Raw genomic sequence first — 23970 nt, 5'->3', positions numbered from 1 at the left:
TTGTTCCTAATTAGAAAGCTCTAAAATCCACGGTAAAATGGTTGGATAAGTTAAGAAAAAGAGCATGACGATAAATACAATCCAATACAAAACAATGAGCTTTTTACGGGAAATGTATTTGCTGCAAATGATTTTTTTGGAAAACATCAGCAACCAAAAACCGTAGGCAAAGGCGCATAATGAAATGATAAGCATCGGAATGCGTAAATAGTCATATTCACCCAAACCGATCAACCATGTGGATGACACGCCAAATACTAAATAGATTAAAGGCGCAATACAGCACAAAGTTGATGCCACCGCAGCACTTAGCGCGGTGGCAATCGCAACCCAAAAAGATTTATTAGAGCTTTTTAGAGACGTAGTCATACTTAAATTCTTTCGGATCAAAGGAATTTAGCGGGTCACCACCGACTTCGGCATACGGATACCCAAAGTTGTTGAGTGGAGCAAGTTCTGGTTGCGGATATAAATCGAAGTCACGAGCATGGTTAAAGCCAACCCAGTTAGCTTCCCAGTTACCGAATAAGTATTTGGTAACGGCTTGAGTATCCTTATCGTCAACAGATTTTTTCTCCGCTAAACGCATTTTTGCCACGTCTGCAGAATCAACAGGCACCCAGCCGAATCCAGCAAGATAGAATTCAGCACGACAATGCTGGCCACCACTTACGTTTGCTACGCCATGTTCGTCCGCACTACCGAATGCACCTTTGGAATATTTGCCCATTTTATCCGCTGCACCTAAACGAATACCGAAAATTTCACGAGCTGGGATACCGCTGGCACGAGCTAGTGCAACGAAAACAGAGTTAATATCGGTACATTTACCTTTTAATACCCCAGTGGTTAGAATTTTTTCTACATCACCATCGCCACAGCCTAAAACAGAATTATCACGTTCCATATTGTTGACGATCCATTGGTGAATCAATTCGGCTTTTTTCAATGGATTTGTTTCAGTGCCTACGATTTTATCGGCGAACTGTTTCACAATACCATCTGTTTTAATATGTTGAGTCGGTTTTAAATATTCTTGTACATCGACAGAATAGTGAACATCTTTTGGTGGCTTGTAATTTGTTAATGCACCTTTAACCATTGGTTCACGATCTTTGGTTTCAATCACCATAGTGATTTTTAAATCGCGTTTTTGCGCATCTTTATCCCAAGTCGCAAAGAGCGTTTTCGCACCATATTTGTTGTTTTCTGTCACATAGGCATCCAAATAGTTACCTTCAAAATGGATATATTTTACCTGTTGATACTCGCCATTAAACGGTAAAGGCACCCACAGATTCGCTTGTCCTTGCGAGCCTTTTGGTGCAACTAAGTCATAAGTTTGAGTAAATTCATACAGATGAGAGTCGGTATTGTAGTTTGGAATGTCGGTATTGGCATAAGCCATGGAACATGCGGAGAGCACCGCAGTGGCGATAAGTTTCTTCATGAAAAGATCCTTCTAGTTAGTTAACAGTTAAAACTTAACACATTAGATAAACTAATTGTGGACAATGACTATAGTAGCTTATTTTATTTTCTAGTCAATATTGCTTTTTTATTTCAGCCATTTAAGATTTGCTAAAGATATTTGAAGTAAAATACCGTTTCTATTTTTATTGGAAAGAATAATGACAAAACAAATTTTCACACAATCTCAACAACCAGAAGAGGAAGAAATTCTGCCTAAGCAGGAATTTTATAATGTTGAAACAACCATCGATAATGAACTTTTAGAAGGAGAGTTGTTGGACGAGCAATTTGAGCAAATTGTGAAGCCTAAATCGAGTGGTTGGAAAACAGCGTTGAAATTGACTGCATTTTTATTTTTAGGGGCGACGGTTGCACAATCTGTTCAATGGATTTGGGACAGTTATCAAAACCAACAATGGATTTACCTTGCTTTTGCCTTGGGGAGTTTTATTGTGGTGTTGTTTGGTTTATCTCAAATCATCGCAGAATGGCGACGTTTAGTGAAACTCAAAAAGCGTTTGAATCTACAAGAACAAAGTCAGCGATTAATAGGTGAAAGTGCGGTTAAAAATCATCAAGTTTTTTCTGAACAGGATAGCGAGAAAGGAAAAGCCTTGTGTTTATCGATTGCCGATACCTTAAAATTGGATTCGCAACATCCCTCAATTATCCAATGGGAAAAACAGCTAAATGAAAGTTATTCTGCTCGCGAAGTTACTCATTTATTTAGTAAAACGGTGTTACAGTCTTTTGATAAAAAAGCGAAAAAACTGATTACAAAAATGGCAGCAGAATCCGCTGTGATTGTGGCAATTAGTCCTTTGGGCGTTATTGATATGTTTTTTATTGCATGGCGCAATATTAGTTTAATCAATAAAATTGCAGCAATTTATGGGATTGAGCTTGGGTATTTTACCCGTCTTCGTTTGCTCAGAATGGTATTGGTGAATCTTGCTTTTGCCGGTGCGACTGAAATCGTGCAAGACTTAGGGATGGATTGGCTTTCGCAAGATATTACCGCAAAACTTTCTGCACGAGCTGCACAGGGGATCGGCGTGGGATTATTGACGGCTCGATTGGGTATTAAGGCTATGGAGTTTTGTCGCCCACTGGCATTTGAAAAGTCAGAAAAACCAAAACTTTCTCATGTACAAAAAGAATTGCTGACGGTGATGAAAGATGCAGTGTTAGGCAAGAATAAACTGAAAGAAAAAGAAGAGGTGTAATAAAAAAGTGCGGTTATTTTAATTTGCTCCAAAAAAGTTGGACTAAGTAACTAACAATTAAGGTGCAGATTAAAATAACCGCACTTTTTACTTTAACTACTTCAATCTTTCTAACTGTTGAATAATGGCTTCATCAGGTTGTGATTGGATTTTTCGCATACGTATAAAGAGTAAAGCGGCAGCAATGGTTAATGCAATGATAAACGCTACCCAGAAACCTTTTGCGCCGATGCTTGGTACGATCCAATCCGTGCGGGAAAAAATATAACCAACAGGGATACCTACGCCCCAATAGGCAAGTAATGTGATGTAGAGAATAATTTTAGTGTCTTTATAGCCACGTAAAATACCGCTCACGACGACTTGCACTGAATCTGAAAATTGATAAATCGCTGCCATCGCTAATAAGCTGCCTGAAAGGGCAATAACGGTAGCATTATCGCCTACAATTAATGCAGCGATTTCTGCACTAAATACCCAAATCACCAACGCCAATACACTTGCCGCAATCAAGCCAAGAATAATAGCGGCGTGAGCCATGATTTTGGCTTTTTGTGGTGCATGATTCCCCAGTTCTTGCGCCACTAAAATGGTGGCAGCCATTGCAATAGACATTGGGAACATAAAGGCTACGGCACTAGTATTTAAGGCAATTTGGTGGCTGGCGACCACATCTGCACCTAATGGGGAAAGTAATAAACTACTTAAGGCAAACAGTGAGACTTCACTGCACAGCGCAATAGCAATAGGCAAGCCAAGTGCGGTCAATTTTTTCAGTGTTTTGATATCTGGCTTTTCAATAATCTTTTCAAAGACTTTCAAACTACGTTCATTATAGTTTTTGGCAGAATAGGTAATCATCAAGATTGCCATTGCCCAGTTGACAATAGCCGTTGCTACACCACAACCGACACCGCCTAATGCAGGCGCACCAAATTTGCCGTAAATAAACATATAATTCAGCGGAATGTTTAGCATTAACCCCATGAAGGTAATCACCATGGCAGGTTTTGTTTTAGCAATGCCATCATTCAAACAGCGGAAATTAATCAGCAATAAATAGGCAGGTAAGCCCCACACCATCGCACGCAAATAATTCATCGTCACATCTGCCATGTGGGCATCCATATTCATAAACTGTAATATGAAATCATTATGATAGATGATGAATGCAAGGGGAATCATCACTAAAAATGAAATCCAAAGGCCTTGTTTCACTTGGTGAGCAATGCGATGGCGTTGTCCAGAACCATTTAAATAGGAAATTGTTGGTGGCAAGGCGAGTAATAAGCCTTGACCGAAAAGCACCAAAGGTAGCCAAATAGAGGCACCAATACCGACACCGCCTACATCAGCCGAGCTCACACGCCCTGCCATAATCACATCCACGGTACCCATGCCAGTTTGAGCTAACTGGGCAAGCCCGATAGGTGTCGCAATTCGGATAAGTTTTTGAATATCAATACGGTATTGAGAAAAAAGACGAGAATTCATAAATTTGCTATAATATTGGAAAAATTTTTAATGAAGGAATAATAATGTTTACGGGTATTGTACAGGGCATCGCCCAAATTCATGAAATTAAAGACAGCAATAATTTTAGAACACAGATCGTAAAATTACCAGCTGAAATGCGAAAAGGCTTGGAAATCGGTGCATCAGTGGCGAATAACGGCGTGTGCTTAACGGTGACTGAAATTCATGATGATCTTGTCAGCTTTGACTTAATGCAGGAAACCTTGCGTATCACCAACCTAGGCAGCTTAAAAGCAGGGGATTTTGTGAATATCGAACGTGCGATGCAAATGGGCGCAGAGATTGGTGGACATATTTTATCGGGCCACGTTTATTGTACCGCAAGTGTTTCACAAATTATCGAAAGCGAAAACAATCGTCAGGTTTGGTTTAAATTACCTAATAAAGATGTGATGAAATATATCCTTACCAAAGGATTTATCGCGATTGACGGCATCAGTCTTACTATCGGAGAAGTAAAAGACGATGAATTCTGCGTGAATTTAATTCCTGAAACCTTACATAGAACTCTAATCGGTAAACGCCAAATTGGTGATTTAGTAAATATCGAAATCGATCCACAAACACAAGCGATTGTGGATACGGTGGAACGGTATTTAGCCGCTAAAGCTTAGTTGGAATGAAAAAAGTGCGGTAGAAAACGATGTTGTTTTTTACCGCACTTTTTATTGAATTATATGATATTAGTTAGCTTTGGATTTCTTCGCTTTTCTCCATTTCCAAAATAGGAATAGGGCTAGAATACCGATTAGGATATAAATCACGAGTTGGCCTTTTTTAATTTGTTCGTGTAACCAATCTAAATTTTTCGCACCAAATTCACCAAGGTAAACCCAAATTGGTACAGAAATAATCGCGGCGCAGAAATCAATTAATACAAAGCGGGTATAGCTGACGCGGCGGGTGATACCTGAAACCATATAAATTGGCGCGCGTAATCCTGGAAGGAAACGAGCAACAAATAATACTCGGTTGCCATATTGGTCAAATTTTTCACGTACCATTTTAAGACGTTCTAAGGTGACTAGTTTACGCATTGGACGGAAACGTAAGATACGCGTGCCGTAAATACGACCAAGCCAGTACATGGTTGAATCACCGGCAAGTACACCAATCATACTGACGACTAACATTAAGTGGGAATTGACGCTTTCAGGATAGAGACCAGCAATCACACCGCCGGAAACAAGCGTGATATCTTCTGGAATAGGTACACCAAAGCCACAAATAATCAGAACAAATAGCACCGCCCAATAACCGTAATCGGTAAAAAAGCTGATAAGAAATTCCATTTGAAACCCACTTACAATCAGTTAGTTAAAATTAATTAAAAATTGGGATTTATTTTAATCGCTTTGCCTTGAAAAGCCTAGAAAAAATTTGCTGTGTAAATTTGCATTGTGGGGCTGAATATTTTATAATCCGTCGCTCTCAAAGTTTGTCTTTGAGCAAATTTAGGAAAATTGCTGGGTCGCCTGCAATTTTTTATTTTAAACTTTTAATCAAGAGAACATTAAAATGGCATTTAAATTTAACGCTGAAGTTCGTCAAGCGCAAGGTAAGGGTGCGAGCCGCCGCCTGCGTCACAACGGTCAAATCCCTGCAATCATTTATGGTGGCAGCGAAGCACCTGTTTCAATCATCTTAAATCACGATGAATTAAACAACGCACAAGCTCACGATTCTTTCTATAGCGATGTAATCACTTTAGTGGTTGAAGGTAAAGAAGTTGCAGTGAAAGTTCAAGCAATGCAACGTCACCCATTCAAACCAAAATTGGTTCACATTGACTTCAAACGTGCTTAATTTTTAGCTTGTGATAAGAACACCAATAATGTTGAGTTATTGGTGTTTTTTCTTTTCGGGCAAAGTGCGGTCAAATTTGAAATCGTTTTAGGAGTATTTTCCAATGAAGATAGCCTTAGGTATTGAATATAACGGAAAACAATATTGTGGCTGGCAGCGACAAGAGAAAGTGCGTAGCGTACAAGAAGAATTAGAAAAAGCGTTATCTTTCGTGGCAAATGAAAAAATTGAAGTGTTTTGTGCGGGCAGAACAGACTCTGGTGTGCATGGCACGGGACAAGTGGTGCATTTTGAAACCACAGCGGTTCGTCCAGAAAAAGCTTGGGCATTTGGCACGAATGCGAATTTGCCTGATGATATTTCAGTAAGTTGGGCAAAAGTGGTGGATGATGAATTTCATGCCCGTTTTTCGGCAACCGCGCGTCGCTATCGTTATATTTTGTATTGTAATAAATTGCGTTCAGCCATTTTGCCGGAAGGAATTACCCATTGCCATTTAGATTTAGACGAAAAGAAAATGCACCAAGCGGGGCAGTTTTTATTAGGCGAAAATGATTTTTCCTCTTTCCGTGCGGCACAATGTCAATCAAATACCCCTTGGCGAAATGTGCATCATTTAAATGCGGTGCGAAAAGGGCAGTACATTATTGTGGATATTCAAGCCAATGCTTTTGTGCATCATATGGTACGCAACATTGTGGGAAGCTTGATTGAAGTCGGTGCCGGTAATCAACCTGTTGAGTGGATGAAATGGTTGTTAGAGCAAAAAGATCGTAAATTAGCCGCTCCAACAGCAAAACCCCAAGGTTTATATTTAGTGAATGTGATTTACCCTGAAAAATTTGAAATTCCACAGAAAAATTTAGGCCCATTGTTTTTAGAAGATAATCTCATCTGACTAGCAAATTTCGCTAAATTATGATTAAATACACAGACTTTTCTAGTTAATAAAAAAGGTAAAAAATGAGCTGGATTGATAAAATTTTTAGTAAAGGAACCTCTTCCTCTACATCACGTAAAGCAAACGTGCCAGAAGGGGTTTGGACGAAATGTACCTCTTGTGAACAAGTCCTTTACGGCGAAGAAGTAAAACGTAATTTACATGTTTGCCCAAAATGCGGCCATCATATGCGCATTGATGCTCGTGAGCGCCTTTTAGCCTTATTAGATGAAGGTTCAAGCCAAGAATTGTCGGCTGATTTAGAACCAAAAGATATTCTTAAATTTAAAGATTTAAAAAAATATAAAGATCGTATTACTGCTGCACAAAAAGAAACCGGTGAAAAAGATGCGTTAATCACAATGACGGGTACACTTTACAACATGCCTGTAGTTGTTGCAGCATCTAACTTTAGTTTCATGGGCGGTTCAATGGGCTCTGTTGTGGGTTCAAAATTTGTAAAAGCGGCAGAAAAAGCAATTGAATTAAACTGTCCATTTGTATGTTTCTCCGCAAGTGGTGGTGCACGTATGCAAGAAGCGCTTTTCTCATTAATGCAAATGGCAAAAACCAGTGCGGTATTAGCGCAAATGCGTGAAAAAGGCGTACCGTTTATTTCTGTATTAACGGATCCAACATTAGGTGGTGTATCTGCAAGTTTTGCGATGTTAGGTGATGTGAACATCGCTGAACCAAAAGCATTAATTGGTTTTGCAGGCCCACGTGTTATCGAACAAACTGTACGTGAAAAATTACCGGAAGGATTCCAACGTAGTGAATTCTTACTCGAGAAAGGGGCGATTGATATGATCGTGAAACGTTCAGAAATGCGTTCAACCCTTGGAAACCTTTTAAGCAAACTCACCAATCAACCTTCACCTTTTGTTGAAGTAGAAGTTGTTGAACATGAGTAATACAATGAATTTAAAAGCCACTTCGCCACTCGCTGAGTGGCTTTCTTATTTGGAAAACAGTCACTTTAAAGCTATTGATTTAGGGCTGGATCGTATTAAATCCGTGGCAGAAGAATTGGATCTTTTGAATCCCGCACCTTATGTGATCACGGTGGGGGGCACAAATGGTAAAGGCACAACGTGCCGTTTGCTTGAAACCATTTTGTTAAATCACGGTTTGCGTGTGGGTGTGTATTCCTCACCTCATTTATTGCGTTATAACGAACGTGTTCGTATTCAAAATCAAGACTTACTGGATGAAATACATACCGCTTCTTTTGATTTTATCGAAAAGCATAAAACGCAGTCTCTCACTTATTTTGAATTTAGCACCTTATCAGCTTTACATTTATTCAAACAAGCGAAGCTTGATGTCGTCATTCTTGAAGTAGGGCTTGGTGGACGCTTAGATGCAACCAATATTGTTGATAATGATCTGGCGGTTATCACCAGTATTGATATTGATCATACGGATTTTCTTGGGTCAACTAGAGAAGAAATTGGCTTTGAAAAAGCGGGTATTTTCCGTGCGAATAAACCGGTTGTGATTGGCGAACCCAATGTTCCGCAACCTATGCTAGAACAAGCGGAGAAATTACATTGCCACGTTTCACGCCGAGATGTCACTTGGTCGTTTAAAGCCAATGAGCAAACTTGGATGTGGCAGAGCAACAAAGTGCGGTTAGAAAATCTACCGTTTTGCCACATTCCATTAGCCAATGCAGCAACCGCTTTGGCAGCCGTTGAACAGCTGCCTTTTGATATTTCTGTCGATACCATTAAACGTTCATTAATTGAAGTGGAATTGGTAGGTCGTTTCCAACAATTGAAAGGTAACCAATTAGAAAAATTGGCAGATCGCTTGAATCTACCTTATTCACAGTTGCCAAAAGTGATCATCGATGTGGGGCATAATCCTCATGCGGCAAAATATTTAGCCGAAAAATTGACCGCACTTAAAGCACAAATATCAGGTCGTATCATTGCCGTTTGTGGTATGTTGAAAGATAAAGATGCAGAGTCGGTGTTTACCCAACTTACTTCCGTTATTGACCAATGGTATTGTGTAACATTAGGCGGTTACCGCGGTCAATCGGGTGATGACTTAAATGCAAAATTAACATCAGTTTACCCATCAGCAAAAAGTGTTTCTGAAGATTCTGTAGCTGAAGGTGTGCAAAGTGCGGTTAAAAATGCCGATAAAAATGACATTGTGCTGGTATTTGGATCCTTCCACACTGTAGGGGAATTTTTAGAATATTTAGCATAGTAGGTTTGCAAAGTAAAAAGGCTGACAAAATGTCAGCCTTTCTTTTTTACATTTTATTAGTGAAGGTATTTAACAAGGTTTAAGAACATTTTTAAAATACCATTATTTAATAAGTCGATAAAGAATGCCCCTACCATTGGTACGATTAAGAACGCTTTGTGAGAAGGTCCGAAACGACTAGTAATCGCTTGCATGTTAGCAACGGCTGTTGGTGTTGCACCGAGACCGAAACCACAGTGACCCGCACTTAATACAATCGCATCATAATCTTTACCCATCATACGGTATGTGACGTAGATGGCGAAGAAAGCCATGAAGGCAACTTGAACCGCTAAGATAATGAGTACATCTGCTGCAAGACCTACCAATTCCCAAAGTTTGAGAGACATTAAGGCAATGGCTAAGAAGATAGATAAACCTACACTACCTAATATGTCAATCGCTGAATCAGCCACTTGGAATTTGAATAAATTGGTTAAGCTGTTACGAATAATTACACCAGTAAACAAACACCATACGAATGTTGGTAATTGCATTTGTGTACCTTTTGTTAAGCCATCTAAGTATTGACCGATGAGTAAACATAAAGAAAGCATTGCGATGGTCTCAATGATTGAGCGCGCATTCACTTTACGTTTATAAGTAGGGTGTTCAAATGCTTCTTCTACATCATCTACGTCATCATTCTCAGGGTTTTCACCTTGTTTTTGATGATTTAATAAATAACGAGATACTGGACCACCTAAGATACCACCGAAGACTAAACCAAATGTGGCACATGCCATGGCAATTTCTGTTGCAGCAGGTAGGTTAAATTCTTTGGTGAATGTTTCTGCCCAAGCTGCACCCGTACCATGCCCCCCCGTTAAGGTAACAGAACCTGCAAGTAAACCGTAAGCAGGATCAATGCCTAATAATTGAGTCCCTAAAATCCCGATGAGATTTTGGAAAACAATGAGAAGGGCAGCGACAAGTAGGAAGATAACTAATGGTTTTCCGCCTTTAACTAAGCGGGCAAAGTTTGCACTTAAACCGATAGAGGAGAAGAATACTAACATCATAGATGTTTGTAAGCTTTTCTCAAAGGTAAATGAGGTGCCGTTTACTTTGTATAAAATGGTTAATGCAATAGCCACAATAAAGCCACCAACAACAGGCTCAGGGATATTGAATGTTTGTAAAACGCGAATACGTTTTACTAGAAAATAACCAAGTAATAATACAAAGCTTGCTAAAGCAAGAGTTTGATAGGTATCAAAAACAATATTCACGAAATATCCTCCTATTTAGTTTGGTTTCGAGAATCCTTATGAGTTGTGTTCGGGTTCAACTACCACAATATCAACATTGCTATGTAATCCACGTGGTAATTGGGAGCCTTTTCTGCCGCGTTCCGCTCGGAATTTTTGCAGATCTTCCGGTTTTAATGTGATTTTTCGTTTACCGGAATGGAACTCAAGGCTAGCTTGTTCTGAAATTAAGAACAATTTCACTAATAATTCTGACCGCGCTTTTGCATTCGCTGCTGGAATACTGATGATTTTGTTGCCTTTCCCTTTTGATAATGCCGGTAAATCCCGTACCGGAAAAATCAGCATTCGCCCCGCTGAAGTGAGGGACACAAGAAGTGAGGCCGACTCGGAAAGTGTTTCAGGTTTCAAGACTTTCGCATTTTCTGGCAAAGAAATCAAGGCTTTTCCAGCTTTATTACGCGCAATTAAATCTTCAAATTTGCAAATAAAACCGTATCCCGCATCTGATGCCATCAATAACTCTTGTTTTTCAGGTTCCATAATAACCTGTTCAATGGTCGCACCGGCCGGTAATGTGAGTTTACCGGTGAGCGGTTCACCTTGTGAACGCGCAGAAGGTAAGCTTAATGGATCTAAAGCGTAGCTACGACCCGTACTATCAATAAAGATCACAGGTTGATTACTTTTACCGCAAGCGTGCGCCAGATATTTATCACCGGCTTTATAGCTTAATCCTTCCGGATCAATATCATGACCTTTCGCACAACGAACCCAGCCCATTTCAGATAAGATGACGGTAACAGGTTCAGCCGGAGTCATTTCACTTTCAGAAATCGCTTTCGCTTCTTCACGCTCAACTAATTGAGACATTCTAGGGCTGGCGTATTTTTTCGCATCTTCTTGAATTTCTTTTTTGATCAAGGTATTTAAGCGACGTTCAGATCCTAAAATTAACTCTAAATTTGACCGCTCTTCTTCGAGTTTATCTTTTTCAGCTTGTAATTGATGTTCTTCTAATTTGGCTAAATGACGCAAACGTAAGTTTAAAATGGCTTCAGCCTGTTCATCACTTAAGTTAAAACGAGCCATTAAAACTTGTTTAGGTTCGTCTTCAGTGCGAATAATCTCAATCACTTCATCAATATTGAGGAAGGCAATCATCAAACCATCTAAAATGTGTAAACGAGCGAGTACTTTATCTAAACGATGTTGTAAACGACGCGTTACTGTTGTACGACGGAATGTCAGCCATTCGGTAAGAACTTGAAGTAAGCCTTTCACGGCGGGTTTATGATCAAGTCCGATCATATTCATATTCACACGATAGCTTTTTTCAAGATCCGTCGTCGCAAATAAATGTGCCATTAAGGCATCCGTGTCAACGCGATTTGAACGAGGCACAAGCACGATACGCACAGGGTTTTCATAATCTGCTTCATCACGAATATCTTCCACCATTGGCAATTTTTTCGCCGTCATTTGCTCAGCAATTTGTGCAATGATTTTAGAGGGTGAAGATTGATGAGGAAGTGCGCTAATGATGATTTCACCGTCTTCTTTATGCCATGTTGCTCGCATCTTGATGGAGCCACGACCGGTTTCGTACATTTTGCGAATATCATCTTTTGGCGAAATAATTTCCGCTTCAGTTGGGAAATCTGGGCCTTGAATGATATTGAGTACATCATCTAATCCTGCTTTGGGATTATCTAATAGCAAGACAGCAGCATCTGCCACTTCATTAATATTGTGTGGTGGAATATCGGTTGCCATCCCAACGGCAATCCCCGTGGTACCGTTTAACAGAATATGAGGTAAACGAGCAGGCAAATATTGTGGTTCTTCTAAAGTACCATCAAAGTTCGGTTGGAAATCAACAGTGCCTTGGCCTAATTCAGATAATAGAATTTCAGAGATTTTGGACAGGCGAGATTCTGTATAACGCATTGCCGCGAATGATTTAGGATCATCTGGCGCCCCCCAGTTTCCTTGCCCATCTACCAAAGGATAACGGTAAGAAAAAGGCTGAGCCATTAAAACCATGGCTTCATAACAAGCGGAGTCACCATGTGGATGGAATTTACCTAACACATCACCGACGGTACGTGCGGATTTTTTAAATTTTGCCGCAGCATTTAAACCCAGTTCAGACATCGCATAGACAATACGACGTTGAACAGGCTTTAAGCCATCGCCAATAAAAGGCAATGCGCGATCCATGATGACGTACATTGAATAATTAAGATAAGCCTTTTCTGTAAAGGTGCGAAGTGGCATCTGCTCGATGCCTTCGTAGTTAATATTGCTCATATTCTTCTAATCTATTTTCTGGTTGCACCGGAATTCCCATCGGAATGTTCGTGAGGAGAATGTCCCATATCTATTCCTTTGTGACTGTCAATTTCGTAAGGAACAGGTTGCGGTTTTTGTGGATTGGCTTCTTTAAAGGCTTCGTCTTTTAATTTGCCAGAATAAATAGTCGGATTTTTTTCGCCTTCAACCACGATTTGTCCCATCGTACCTTTATTCACTGCGCGGAAAATAGAGTGATCCATAAAGACATAAGTGCCAGGTACATCAATTCGTGTTTCCACCATGGTGGCACTGCCGGATGGAATCAGGGTAGTTTGAACATTGTGATTAACAAGCGTACCACCTTCCACATACACATTGTCAAATACTGCACCGATTAAGTGGAAAGAAGAGCATAAATTCGGCCCCGCATTTCCTACAAATAGACGAATGGTTTCACCTGTCTTCGCTTTTAAGGCATTTCCATCCATGGTAGCACCGACTTTACCGTTGAAGAGGACGTATTCAGGGCGTTCATCAATGGCTTTTTGCATACTGAATGGTTGCAAACCAGGATCGCCAAATTCACCTTTGGTATAGAATTCACTTTGCATAATGTAAAATTCGCGATCCACTTTTGGTAAACCTTCTTTGGGCTCAACTAAAACTAAACCATACATCCCCTTGGCAAGGTGAATATCCACAGGCTGACTGCCACAGTGGTATAGATAAATCCCCGAACGTAATGCTCTAAATTGGAAGGTAGATGTGCGTGTTGGTGCGGTTTCGCTTGCGAGTGCGCCGCCCATTGGCACGGCTGCCGCATGGAAGTCTAGACTATGTGGCATCATTGAACTCGCTGAGTTGGAAAGTTGTACTTCCACCATATCGCCTTCGCGTACTCGAATAAATGGCGCAGGCACACTGCCATTTAATGTCCAGAATTTAAATTGTACGCCATCCATTAAATCCATAATTTGCTCAAGTGCGGTTAGTTTCACCACGACTTTTGCTGGATAGTTACGTTCAAGAGGTTTTGGTACATTGGGTGCGAGCGTCAATTCAGCTTCAATCTCAGGTAAATTTTCAACTGCAGTCGTCGCAGTATTTGAGGCTTTTTCTTCTGCTTGAGCAGAAGGAATAAGGCTTAAACCTGCACCTAATGTAATCGTTGCTAAGCCTAATGCGCTGTTTCTAAAAAAATCTCGACGTTGTTCGTTCATGATTGACCTCAAATAATTAAACGGTTAAATCCACTTGATCGCCATTAGTTTGTAACCAATTTTTGCGATCTTCCGCTCGTTTTTTGGCAAGTAACATATCCATTAATTCTAATGTTTCCGCGCCTTGATCTTCGCCTAGCTCATAGGTTAATTGAACTAAACGACGTGTATTCGGATCCATGGTGGTTTCACGTAATTGTGATGGATCCATTTCACCTAAACCTTTGAATCGTTGTACGTTTAAAGTGCCTTTTTTACCTTTTAAGCGTTCTAAAATTGCTTCTTTTTCGTTTTCATCGAGGGCATAAAAGACTTCTTTACCTAAGTCGATACGATAGAGTGGTGGCATTGCCACATAAACGTGTCCATCTTGAACCAATTTAGGGAAGTGACGTAAAAAGAGTGCACAGAGTAGGGTGGCGATATGCAAACCATCAGAGTCCGCATCGGCTAAAATACAGACTTTCCCGTAACGAAGTTGAGATAAGTCTTCATTATCAGGATCGATACCAAGCGCCACAGCAATATCATGAATTTCCGTTGAGCCAAGCACTTGATCACTGGCGACTTCCCAAGTATTTAAGATTTTTCCGCGTAACGGTAGGATCGCTTGATATTCACGGTCTCGTGCCTGTTTGGCTGAGCCGCCCGCAGAGTCACCCTCGACTAAGAATAATTCAGTTTTTTCTAAATTTTGTGATGCACAATCGGCTAATTTACCCGGTAGAGCAGGACCACTCACTAATTTTTTACGCACAACTTTTTTGGCCGCATTCAGACGACGTTGTGCAGAACTGATCGCCATTTCAGCTAAGCGATCTGCATCTTGTACGTTTTGATTTAACCATAAACTGAAGGCATCTTTTAAAACACCCGCAACAAAGACCGCACTTTGACGGGAAGATAAACGTTCTTTTGTTTGGCCGGCAAATTGAGCATCTTGCATTTTCAGTGAAAGAATATAAGCGCAGCGATCCCAAATATCGTCTGCAGTTAATTTCACGCCACGTGGTAATTTATTGCGGAATTCACAATATTCAGTCATGGCATTGAGCAAACCTTGGCGAAGACCATTTACGTGTGTTCCGCCTTGTACCGTTGGAATCAAGTTTACATAGCTTTCTGCAATAAGCTCACCACCTTCTGGTAACCATAATAATGCCCAGCTTACCGCTTCGGTAGAACCTTTAAATTCACCCACAAAAGGTTTTTCAGGTAAGGTTTCAAAACCATTCACTGCTTCGGTTAAGTAATCCGATAAACCATCTTGATAGCACCACACATCTTCGGTGTTATTCACTTTATCGACAAATTTAATCTCTAAGCCTGAACAAAGCACGGCTTTAGCACGTAATAAGTGACGTAAACGACTAACAGAAAAATTTTTGCTATCGAAATATTTTGGATTCGGTTTGAAGTGAACGGTAGTGCCGGTTGTACGTCTTCCACAAGTCCCGATGACTTCTAATTCTTCTACTTTCACCCCATTTTCAAAGGCAATTTTATACACTTCGCCGTTACGCTTAACTTGAATATCAACACGTTCAGAAAGGGCATTCACGACAGAAATCCCTACCCCGTGTAAGCCACCTGCAAATTCATAGTTTTTATTCGAGAATTTACCGCCTGCATGAAGCTTAGTTAAGATCACTTCCACACCTGAAACCCCTTCCGTTGGGTGAATATCCACTGGCATCCCGCGGCCATTATCAATGACTTCAAGCGATTGATCAGCGTGTAAAATCACTTCAACTTTGGTGGCAAAACCCGCAAGAGCTTCATCCACACTGTTATCAATAACTTCTTGTGCAAGGTGATTTGGACGGGTGGTGTCCGTGTACATGCCGGGGCGAATTTGCACCGGTTCGAGATCTTTCAGAACTGTAATTTCTTGAGCAGAATAATTTGTAGTCATTTTTAAAATTAGTTACTTATTTATAAAAAAATTAGCATGATTTTATCAAAAAATAACGCATTTATAAAATCAAAGATGAGAAAAGGGAAGGATACTACATTAATTAAAAGTGCGGTCAAAATTTGACGTGAATTTTGACCGCACTTTGGATTCATTTGAACCTATTTAACTTGCTATAGATTGAGTTATCTCGATACTAAGCTTTTGCTTTTGTGGCTAAATATTCCTGTAAGCCTTTATCTCTCAATTTGCAACTCGGGCATTCCCCGCAATCGCCTTCAACACCTTCGTAGCAAGTGTGAGTGTGCTGACGAATATAATCTAACGCACCTAATTCATCGGCTAATGCCCAAGTTTGTGCTTTGGTAAGATACATTAACGGTGTTTTTAAATTGAACGGATAATCCATGGCTAAATTAAGGGTGACATTCATGGATTTGATAAACACATCGCGACAATCCGGATAGCCGCTGAAATCCGTTTCACATACTCCTGTAATGATGTCATTAATACCTTGGCCTTTTGCATAAATCGCCGCATACAATAAGAAGAGTGCATTTCGACCGTCCACAAAGGTATTCGGTAATTCCCCGTCTTTTTGCTCAATGTTAGCGTTTGCATCCATTAAAGCATTGTGCGTGATGGATTTAATAACGGACGTATCAATCAACGTTTGTTTTACGCCGACATCTTTGGCGATCCAACGGGCTTTTTCTAATTCAATGGCATGTCGTTGGCCGTATTGAAAGGTGACGGTTTCGACATTTTCCACGCCATATTCGGCAATGGCTTGAATTAAACAGGTTGTGGAATCTTGTCCACCTGAGAAGATCACAAGGGCTTTACGATTGTGATTAGGATTTGAAATATTCATAGAATACCTAGTTTTTTTATGTAGGAGGTTTGCGAACTACAAGTTAAAAATGAGGCGGTATTGTAGAAGTCAAAGATAAATTTTGCAAGAAAAGGACTAATTTAAGCAGGAAAATACGGAGAGAATTGTGATACAATTTTGGCAACTTAGTTTTAAAAAAGGTAAACACAATGAAAAAATTAATTCTTATTGTTATCGGTGCATTAGTAATTTCAGCTTGCGCAAATAAAGACGTTTATTTTAATGGTTCAGAAGGCTCCCATTCAGGCATGAAATTTGATAAAGACACTCGTCATTGGGGCGTTAATCAATAATTGTTTTGATAAAAGAAAAGCCATACAGTTGTATGGCTTTTTTATTTAAATTACTTCTTCTTGGCAATGTGGGCAAGTCATTAAATGCTCTTCATTATTATGCACAATATAATGACCCATTTTTTTTGCTTTGGTATCAAGATATTTCGTATTGTAACGATTTTCACCCACATTTAATGGCACGCGTTCTACAATATTAATGCCCGCTTTTTTCATCGTTTCTACTTTTTGCGGGTTGTTTGTCATCAAGCGAACTTGCTTCACACCTAATAATTCAAACATATCGGCACACACATTAAAGTTACGTTCATCGGCTTTAAAACCTAATGCAAGGTTGGCTTCAATAGTATCCATGCCTTGATCTTGTAATGAATAAGCACGAATTTTATTAATTAGACCGATGCCACGGCCTTCTTCACGATGATAGATCAACACACCTCGACCCGCTTCGCTAATTTGACGTAATGCGGCGGCAAGCTGGAAACCACAATCGCATTTTAAACTGTGTAATGCATCACCCGTTAAGCATTCAGAATGAATGCGGGCGAGCACTGGCTCATCTGGGTTTGAAATATCACCCATCACTAACGCGACATGTTCTTTTTTGGTATCGGGAAATTCAAATCCGACCATTTTAAATATGCCATATTCGGTAGGCAAATTGGCTTGGGCAACCAATTGGATTTTTGACATAACTTATCCTTTTTTCAACTTTATTCTGCTAAAATATGCACTTTATTTTTATTATCAAGAGGCAACAATGTTTAAAAGGCTGTCATTATATACGTTATTCCTTTGTCTTGTACCATTTTTTGTTTGGGGTTTTGCTTATCATTGGCATGGAAACAACCAATTAATGGAATGGGATTATTGGCTTTATCTTTTAACCGAAACCGGTAGTGTGCCTTACGCTTTAATTACCTGTGGTGTATTTGCTTTACTTTTCCGTTTTCTTTTTGAAAATCGTAAACAATGGATTATGGGCGTGATTGTAATGGGGCTGTCGGTATTATCCACACAAGTAATTAAAACAGGTTTAAAAACGGTTTTTGCCGAGCCACGTCCTTTTACCGTCTATTTAGCGGAAAAAACAGAAAGTACTACGGATGCCTTTTATCATCAAGATCGTTCAGAACGTGCGAAATTAGTGGATAAATTTTATTCGACCCAAGCCGATACGCCAGCATGGCTAAAAGCCCATTATGAAGATGAAACCGGTTATTCTTTCCCATCTGGTCATTCTATTTTTGCCGCTACTTGGCTTATGTTAGCCGTTGGATTTAGCCAATTATTAGGGAAGCGTTCTTTTAAAGCAGAATTGCTTATTGGTGCGATGACCATTTGGGGCGTATTAATGTTGATTAGCCGCGTACGCCTTGGAATGCATTATCCAATCGATTTATTTGTGGCGATAATTTCGGCGTGGATTGTTCATTTGATTATTTTTGGTTTCTTGCAGAAGAAAGGCTTGTTTAACAATAAATAGCATCAAAGACTGGTTTGAGTGATAAAGCCGGTCTTTTTATTGCTTGTAGAAAATATGATTTTTATCATGGATTTTCATTTTGATTTCAAGGAAAATACAGTCCAGACATTCCAACAATTTTGACCGCTCTTTGAGGAGACAATATGTATTACGGTATTGATATCGGTGGCACAAAGATTGAATTGGCTGCTTTTAATGAAAAATTAGAAAAACTTTATACCGAGCGCGTGCCAACGCCACAAACAGATTATCAAGATTGGTTACAGGCGATCAAAACGCTAGTAGAACGTGCTGATGCCCACTTTAGTGAAAAAGGCAAAGTAGGTTTAGGTTTGCCTGGATTTGTTAATTTAACAACTGGGCTTGCTGAAGTGACGAATATTCGTGTTGCAGATAATAAGCCCATTTTAGCCGATCTTGAACGCGTTTTAGATCGTGAAGTGCGGGCAGAAAATGATGCAAATTGTTTTGCTCTCTCTGAAGCCTGTGATGAAGAAAATACCCAATATCCTTCTGTATTAGGGCTTATTTTGGGGACGGGCTTCGGTGGTGGTTTTGTAATTAATGGCAAAATTCACTCAGGACAAGTCGGGATGGCTGGGGAGTTAGGCCACCTTCAATTAAATTATCATGCCTTAAAGCTATTAGGCTGGGATAAAGCGCCAATTTACCAATGTGGTTGTGGCAATCAGGCCTGTTTAGATACGTATATTTCCGGTCGCGGCTTTGAAATGTTGTACCGTGATTTAAAAGGGGAAGAGTTATCAGCCAAAGAGATTATCGATCGCTTTTATGCGAAAGAGGAAAGTGCGGTTGATTTTGTTCGTATTTTTGTTGAATTAGCGGCGATTTCTATTGGCAATATTATCACGGCATTTGATCCGCATATGATTGTGCTCGGTGGTGGTTTATCGAATTTTGATTATCTTTATGAAGCCTTACCAAAAGCATTACCTGCTCATTTAATGCGTAGTGCAAAAGTGCCTCCAATCAAAAAAGCAAAACATGGTGATTCCGGTGGTGTTCGTGGTGCTGCCGCATTATTTTTAAACTGTGAATAGATTTAATCTAAAAATACAGTGAAAATTTGAATAAATTTTATATTATAGGATGAGAATCCAGTTTTTCTTTAAGAAAACTGGATTTTTTCTTTTGTCTATTTACAATCAGAATATGGATTTTTTAAGTGAGGTTTTTATGCTGACAGAATTTGGGAACTGGATTGAACAGGGATTGACATGGGTTATCGAAAATTTTGATGAACCATTATGGAATATCACCATTGTTATTTTATTAGGTGTAGGTCTATTTTTTACCATTACTACAGGGGTAGTGCAGTTACGTCTTTTCCCTACAAGTATACGTGAAATGTGGTTTGGACGTGCAGCAGAGGGAAATTCTTTAACGCCATTCCAAGCGTTTGCAACCGGGCTCGCCAGTCGAGTTGGCGTAGGTAATATCAGTGGTGTGGCAACAGCCATTGCACTTGGTGGCGAAGGGGCAGTATTCTGGATGTGGCTAACGGCATTTATTGGGATGTCGAGTGCTTTTGCAGAATCGACTTTAGCACAGGTATTCAAAATTCAAGATAAAGATGGTTCTTTCCGTGGTGGCCCCGCTTACTATATTACACAAGGTTTAAAATCTCGTTGGCTAGCAGTAGCGTTTGCCCTATCATTGATTTTCACCTTTGGTTTTGCATTTAATTCAGTTCAAGCAAACTCAATTGTGGAAGCAACTAAAAATGCTTGGGATTGGCAAGGTGAATATGTAGGTCTGGTTTTAGTGGTATTAACTGCTACAATTATTTTCGGTGGTGTGAAACGTATTGCGACTATTTCTAGTAGCGTAGTACCGATGATGGCACTCTTTTATTTAATCATGGCGGTAATTATCTTAGGTATGCATATTGATATGATTCCGACGGTAATCGCCAATATTTATAAAAGTGCTTTTACTTTCCAATCAGCCGCAGGTGGTATGTTTGGTGCTTTAGTCTCCAAAGCCATGATGATGGGGATTAAACGTGGATTATTCTCTAATGAAGCGGGGATGGGCTCTGCCCCAAATGCCGCAGCAGCTGCTCATGTAAAACATCCAGTTAGCCAAGGCTTAGTGCAAATGCTTGGTGTGTTTGTGGATACCATGATCGTTTGTACTTGTACGGCAGTAATTATTCTGCTTTCTGATAACTATGGCAGTGAAACACTGAAAAGTATTTCCTTAACACAAAACGCATTGCGTTATCATGTTGGGGAGTTTGGCGTACACTTCTTAGCTTTTATTTTATTGCTTTTCGCTTATTCCTCTATTATCGGTAACTATGCTTACGCAGAAAGTAACATTCGCTTTATTAAAAATAAACCGTGGTTTGTATGGATATTCCGTTTATCGGTATTATTCTTCGTTTATTTCGGCTCGGTAAAATCAGGTAATGTTGTGTGGAATTTTGCGGATACCGTGATGGCTGTGATGGCAATTATTAACTTAGTCGCGATTGTTTTACTTTCCCCAATTGTGTGGAAGTTAATGAAAGACTATCAGCATCAATTAAAAGCAGGAAAAGAGCCTGAATTTAAAATTGACCTCTATCCTGAAATTAAAAAACGAGTATTAGAACATCGAATTTGGAAATAAATGTTGATGGGCATAAAAAAGGCGGGAGTTCCCGCCTTTATTGTTTTAAATTGACTCGAAAATTGACCGCACTTTATCGTTCATTTCGATAAGTCAGGAAGTAATAAGAGAGGGCTGAAATGACCACGCAAGCTGTCATTGTATAGAGCATTGGTGCAGCGGTTTCCATTTTAAAGCTCGCTACCAAGGAGCCCATCACCGCACCGACACCAAAACGTACACTTCCCATTAATGAATTTGCGGTACCCGCCATCGTTGGGAATTTCTCTAGAATAGAGGCTGTGGCATTGGAGGAGATTAATGGATTTTGTCCAACAAAAAAGGCCACACCAATTGCCATTGGCCAAAAACCGAAATCAAAAAGCGCGGTTAAAAATAACCAAATTCCGGATATGAATTGTACTGCAATACCAATTCGTAACATGGTTTCAGCACCTAATTTCAATACAAATTTCCCATTGAGGTAAGAAGCCGTTGTCATGATGGCAATATTGATCATAAAGAAATAACCGAATTCATCGACAGGGATGCCATAAATACCGATATAGACAATAGAGCCTGCTGTGACGAAAGCAAATAAACCGCCAAATCCAAAAGAGGCGGCCGCCATATAACCTAACACTTCTTTTTGTTTTGAAAGCATCATAAAGTTACGAGCAATGATATTTAGGCGAAGTGGAATACGATTTTCTTGCTTATGGGTTTCAGGAATAATGAAAAAGACGAGTAATGCTGCAAGAAATCCCATCGTACCAATCACATAAAAAATCATGTGCCAGTGGAAATACTTCACAATATATCCGCCAATCACAGGTGCAACAAGCGGCGCGATCATAAAGACAAGCGTGATGGTGGACATGACTCGAGAGAGTTGATCCTTGCTAAATAAATCCCGTAATAACGCCCCAGAAAGCACAACGGGTGCTGCACCAAAGAAACCTTGAATGAAACGCAGAGCAGTGAAACTACCAATAGAATGGATACCGGTTAAAATAATAGCGGTGATAGCACCAATAATGACACCTAACAGAATAATTGGTTTACGACCAAAACTATCGCCAAAGGGCCCCCAGAATAATTGTCCTGCAGCCATGCCGTAAGCAAAGAATGTCAGCGTGTGCTGAACTTGCTCGGAGTTGATATTTAGGTCTTCAGCAATATTTAAAAAGGACGGAATATACATATCCACGCCCAAAGGCGGTAGCATCGAGAGGATGCCGAGCGTGGCGATAAAAATAAAGGTAGGTTTAATATTTTGGCTCATATTATTTCACTAAATTGTCGATTTCTTCCTGAGTGAGTGGACGAAATTCGCCTTCTTCTAAGCTTTCATCTAATTCAACGTTACCTATTCTCCAACGGTGTAGCGCAACGACTTTATTACCAAGTGCAGCAAACATTCGTTTCACCTGATGATAGCGCCCTTCAGAGATAGTCAAATTAACGTTGTAATCATCTAATACTTCTAATTTCGCTGGCTTAGTGGGTTCTTTTTCACCACGTAACAAAATGCCTTCTTCACAGGCTGAAGCATAATGGTTTTCAACCGGATCGGCTAAAGTGACTAAATAGGTTTTCTCACATTGATGCTTTGGTGAGGTAATACGATGTGACCATTGACCATCATCTGTTAATAGCACGAGCCCAGTGGTATCCACATCTAATCGTCCAGCGCTGTGTAATTTGCCAGAAAGCGGCGGTTCAAAGAATTGATAAATGGTTGGGTAGTCACCGTCATCGTGCGAGCAAACGTAGCCCTGTGGCTTATGTAACATAAAATATTGCCCTTCTTCTACCCAAGGTAACAATTCATCTTCAAAATAAATTTCATCTTCTTGGGTAACTTTAGTCGCACCATTTTTCACTATTTCACCATTAATTTTGACCGCACTTTGGCGAATGGCCTTGGTAGCTTGTGAACGGGTTAAACCTGTATTCTCGGCAATAAATTTATCTAGTCGCATCGTAAACTCTTATTCTTGATTGAACCAGCTGACGTAATCAAACTGATCATAATATTTTTCGCCATTCCAGCCGGAAAAAGTAAATAAATCGCCCACTTCGCCTTCGTTTTCAAAGCCTTTAATGTAGAAAGCGGATTTTAATTCAGGATATGGCTTGTGGGTAAAGACGACTTTGTTTGGATAAGGCAAGTTATCGAAGGCTTGCAAGTCTTCATATTTTGCACCTTTTCCACCATCTTTATCGGTCATCATAATAAACAAGTTATCGAGGTTTAAACGCTGTGAGCGAGCTTCCCATTTTTCCTGAGCTTCTTGTTCAGAGTGGTAGTGCATAAAGTGTACTTTAAGATCACCTAATAGACCAACGGGATATGGTTTTTCTGTTTGTATAAATTGAAGCCGTTGTGCTTGATAGAATGCGATGTTCTGTAGATAGCGAACAAAATCGCTTGGATCTAAATAAAGGTTAACAAACGGAGAATTAAAAGGCTGATTGAGGTCGTGCAAAATAAATGCACCGACACAGTTAGCAGAAATCACTGACATGCCTTGGTTGGTTAACCGTTTTTGGAAGGTTTTGTTAATCGCTTTCCGTTGTAATTTATTGATGGCACTTCTAAATTTAGAAAACAAACTCATTATTTACATCCTGCATGTTTTTTTGCGACATAGTAACGTTTTTGGCTCTAAATGTGAAGAAAAGACAAAAAGTGCGGTCGATTTCACTCATATTTTGTAATAAATTTGTAAAATTTTTGCGGTATGTCACAAAATTCTCTTAAAAAGAGAGTATAATGGCGCAAATTTT

23 protein-coding genes and 1 riboswitch are annotated in these 23970 nt (G+C 39.8%); of the genes, 10 read left to right on the top strand and 13 right to left on the bottom strand.

The window, feature by feature from the left end:
• Window positions 1-6: 6 nt before the first annotated feature.
• Together INP94_RS09575 and INP94_RS09570 are read right to left on the bottom strand one after the other, a co-directional pair.
• Window positions 7-369: a mercuric transporter MerT family protein gene (locus INP94_RS09575; protein WP_197543475.1), complete on the bottom strand. Its 363-nt coding sequence runs from the start codon at window positions 367-369 to the stop codon at window positions 7-9.
• On the bottom strand, window positions 344-1450 hold the full coding sequence (locus INP94_RS09570) for a transglutaminase-like domain-containing protein (protein WP_197543474.1): 1107 nt from the start codon (window positions 1448-1450) through the stop codon (window positions 344-346). Before INP94_RS09570 ends, INP94_RS09575 begins: the two co-directional genes overlap by 26 nt.
• Window positions 1451-1631: 181 nt before the next feature.
• On the opposite strand from INP94_RS09570, the gene INP94_RS09565 reads away from it, so the two are divergent.
• Window positions 1632-2699 carry a TIGR01620 family protein gene (locus tag INP94_RS09565; RefSeq protein WP_197543473.1) on the top strand — a complete coding sequence of 356 codons (1068 nt, stop codon included), beginning with the start codon at window positions 1632-1634 and terminating at the stop codon, window positions 2697-2699.
• 96 nt (window positions 2700-2795) lie between these two features.
• On the opposite strand, the gene INP94_RS09560 is transcribed toward INP94_RS09565, so the two are convergent.
• A complete protein-coding gene (locus tag INP94_RS09560) occupies window positions 2796-4193 on the bottom strand; it encodes an MATE family efflux transporter (RefSeq protein WP_197543472.1) in 1398 nt (465 codons plus the stop codon).
• A 44-nt stretch (window positions 4194-4237) separates the two neighbouring features.
• Here INP94_RS09560 and INP94_RS09555 point away from each other — a divergent pair, with 44 nt between their 5' ends.
• Window positions 4238-4849 (top strand): riboflavin synthase subunit alpha, encoded by a 612-nt coding sequence (locus INP94_RS09555; protein WP_197543471.1) that lies wholly within the window; start codon window positions 4238-4240, stop codon window positions 4847-4849.
• 69 nt (window positions 4850-4918) lie between these two features.
• Here INP94_RS09555 and INP94_RS09550 read toward each other — a convergent pair whose 3' ends face one another.
• The gene (locus INP94_RS09550) at window positions 4919-5527 is read right to left on the bottom strand and encodes a DedA family protein (protein ID WP_197543470.1); all 609 of its coding nucleotides are present in this window, start codon (window positions 5525-5527) and stop codon (window positions 4919-4921) included.
• Window positions 5528-5753: 226 nt separating this feature from the next.
• Here INP94_RS09550 and rplY point away from each other — a divergent pair, with 226 nt between their 5' ends.
• From rplY to folC, 4 genes are all read left to right on the top strand, one after another.
• Window positions 5754-6041, top strand: coding sequence for a 50S ribosomal protein L25 (gene rplY / locus INP94_RS09545; protein WP_005698823.1), 288 nt, complete (start codon window positions 5754-5756; stop codon window positions 6039-6041).
• Window positions 6042-6144: 103 nt separating this feature from the next.
• Window positions 6145-6939 (top strand): tRNA pseudouridine(38-40) synthase TruA, encoded by a 795-nt coding sequence (gene truA, locus INP94_RS09540; RefSeq protein ID WP_197542169.1) that lies wholly within the window; start codon window positions 6145-6147, stop codon window positions 6937-6939.
• 65 nt (window positions 6940-7004) lie between these two features.
• On the top strand, window positions 7005-7895 hold the full coding sequence (accD, locus tag INP94_RS09535) for an acetyl-CoA carboxylase, carboxyltransferase subunit beta (protein WP_197542168.1): 891 nt from the start codon (window positions 7005-7007) through the stop codon (window positions 7893-7895).
• Window positions 7896-7899: 4 nt separating this feature from the next.
• Window positions 7900-9204 (top strand): bifunctional tetrahydrofolate synthase/dihydrofolate synthase, encoded by a 1305-nt coding sequence (gene folC / locus INP94_RS09530; protein ID WP_197544299.1) that lies wholly within the window; start codon window positions 7900-7902, stop codon window positions 9202-9204.
• A 56-nt stretch (window positions 9205-9260) separates the two neighbouring features.
• Here folC and gltS read toward each other — a convergent pair whose 3' ends face one another.
• The 5 genes from gltS to queC all read right to left on the bottom strand — a co-directional run bounded on the left by gltS (window position 9261) and on the right by queC (window position 16761).
• Window positions 9261-10475, bottom strand: coding sequence for a sodium/glutamate symporter (gene gltS / locus INP94_RS09525; protein WP_178165327.1), 1215 nt, complete (start codon window positions 10473-10475; stop codon window positions 9261-9263).
• 36 nt (window positions 10476-10511) lie between these two features.
• A complete protein-coding gene (parC, locus tag INP94_RS09520; RefSeq protein ID WP_197542167.1) occupies window positions 10512-12767 on the bottom strand; it encodes a DNA topoisomerase IV subunit A in 2256 nt (751 codons plus the stop codon).
• Window positions 12768-12778: 11 nt separating this feature from the next.
• Complete coding sequence (nirK, locus tag INP94_RS09515) at window positions 12779-13972, bottom strand: copper-containing nitrite reductase (RefSeq protein ID WP_197543469.1); 1194 nt, start codon at window positions 13970-13972, stop codon at window positions 12779-12781.
• A gap of 16 nt (window positions 13973-13988) precedes the next feature.
• A complete protein-coding gene (gene parE / locus INP94_RS09510; protein WP_197543468.1) occupies window positions 13989-15887 on the bottom strand; it encodes a DNA topoisomerase IV subunit B in 1899 nt (632 codons plus the stop codon).
• Window positions 15888-16083: 196 nt separating this feature from the next.
• Complete coding sequence (queC, locus tag INP94_RS09505; RefSeq protein WP_197543467.1) at window positions 16084-16761, bottom strand: 7-cyano-7-deazaguanine synthase QueC; 678 nt, start codon at window positions 16759-16761, stop codon at window positions 16084-16086.
• Between the two features lies 1 nt (window position 16762).
• Window positions 16763-16807, bottom strand: a riboswitch (PreQ1 riboswitch).
• 124 nt (window positions 16808-16931) lie between these two features.
• Between queC and INP94_RS09500 the strand changes: the two genes are divergently transcribed.
• Window positions 16932-17075: a hypothetical protein gene (locus INP94_RS09500; protein WP_014065561.1), complete on the top strand. Its 144-nt coding sequence runs from the start codon at window positions 16932-16934 to the stop codon at window positions 17073-17075.
• A gap of 45 nt (window positions 17076-17120) precedes the next feature.
• Here the strand turns inward: INP94_RS09500 and ribA are convergent, their stop codons facing one another.
• Window positions 17121-17768, bottom strand: a complete 648-nt coding sequence (gene ribA / locus INP94_RS09495) for a GTP cyclohydrolase II (RefSeq protein ID WP_049365785.1) — start codon at window positions 17766-17768, stop codon at window positions 17121-17123.
• Window positions 17769-17835: 67 nt separating this feature from the next.
• Here ribA and INP94_RS09490 point away from each other — a divergent pair, with 67 nt between their 5' ends.
• From INP94_RS09490 to INP94_RS09480, 3 genes are all read left to right on the top strand, one after another.
• Complete coding sequence (locus INP94_RS09490; RefSeq protein WP_049365786.1) at window positions 17836-18561, top strand: phosphatase PAP2 family protein; 726 nt, start codon at window positions 17836-17838, stop codon at window positions 18559-18561.
• A 143-nt stretch (window positions 18562-18704) separates the two neighbouring features.
• Entirely contained in the window at window positions 18705-19622 is a 918-nt protein-coding gene (nagK, locus tag INP94_RS09485) for an N-acetylglucosamine kinase (RefSeq protein WP_197543466.1), read from the top strand.
• Between the two features lie 136 nt (window positions 19623-19758).
• A complete protein-coding gene (locus INP94_RS09480) occupies window positions 19759-21198 on the top strand; it encodes an alanine/glycine:cation symporter family protein (RefSeq protein WP_197544298.1) in 1440 nt (479 codons plus the stop codon).
• 73 nt (window positions 21199-21271) lie between these two features.
• On the opposite strand, the gene INP94_RS09475 is transcribed toward INP94_RS09480, so the two are convergent.
• The 3 genes from INP94_RS09475 to INP94_RS09465 are packed head-to-tail and all read right to left on the bottom strand — an operon-like array spanning window position 21272 to window position 23801.
• The gene (locus INP94_RS09475) at window positions 21272-22462 is read right to left on the bottom strand and encodes a Bcr/CflA family multidrug efflux MFS transporter (RefSeq protein WP_041918277.1); all 1191 of its coding nucleotides are present in this window, start codon (window positions 22460-22462) and stop codon (window positions 21272-21274) included.
• Window position 22463: 1 nt separating this feature from the next.
• Window positions 22464-23162, bottom strand: a complete 699-nt coding sequence (gene rsuA / locus INP94_RS09470) for a 16S rRNA pseudouridine(516) synthase RsuA (RefSeq protein WP_197543465.1) — start codon at window positions 23160-23162, stop codon at window positions 22464-22466.
• 9 nt (window positions 23163-23171) lie between these two features.
• Window positions 23172-23801, bottom strand: a complete 630-nt coding sequence (locus INP94_RS09465) for a DUF1919 domain-containing protein (RefSeq protein ID WP_197543464.1) — start codon at window positions 23799-23801, stop codon at window positions 23172-23174.
• Between the last annotated feature and the right edge of the window lie 169 nt (window positions 23802-23970).

The organism is Haemophilus parainfluenzae (assembly GCF_014931395.1).
In the GTDB taxonomy this organism is placed as follows: domain Bacteria; phylum Pseudomonadota; class Gammaproteobacteria; order Enterobacterales; family Pasteurellaceae; genus Haemophilus_D.
Note: the sequence above shows the minus strand (reverse complement) of the source record. Positions and strands in the feature narration are given on the sequence as shown.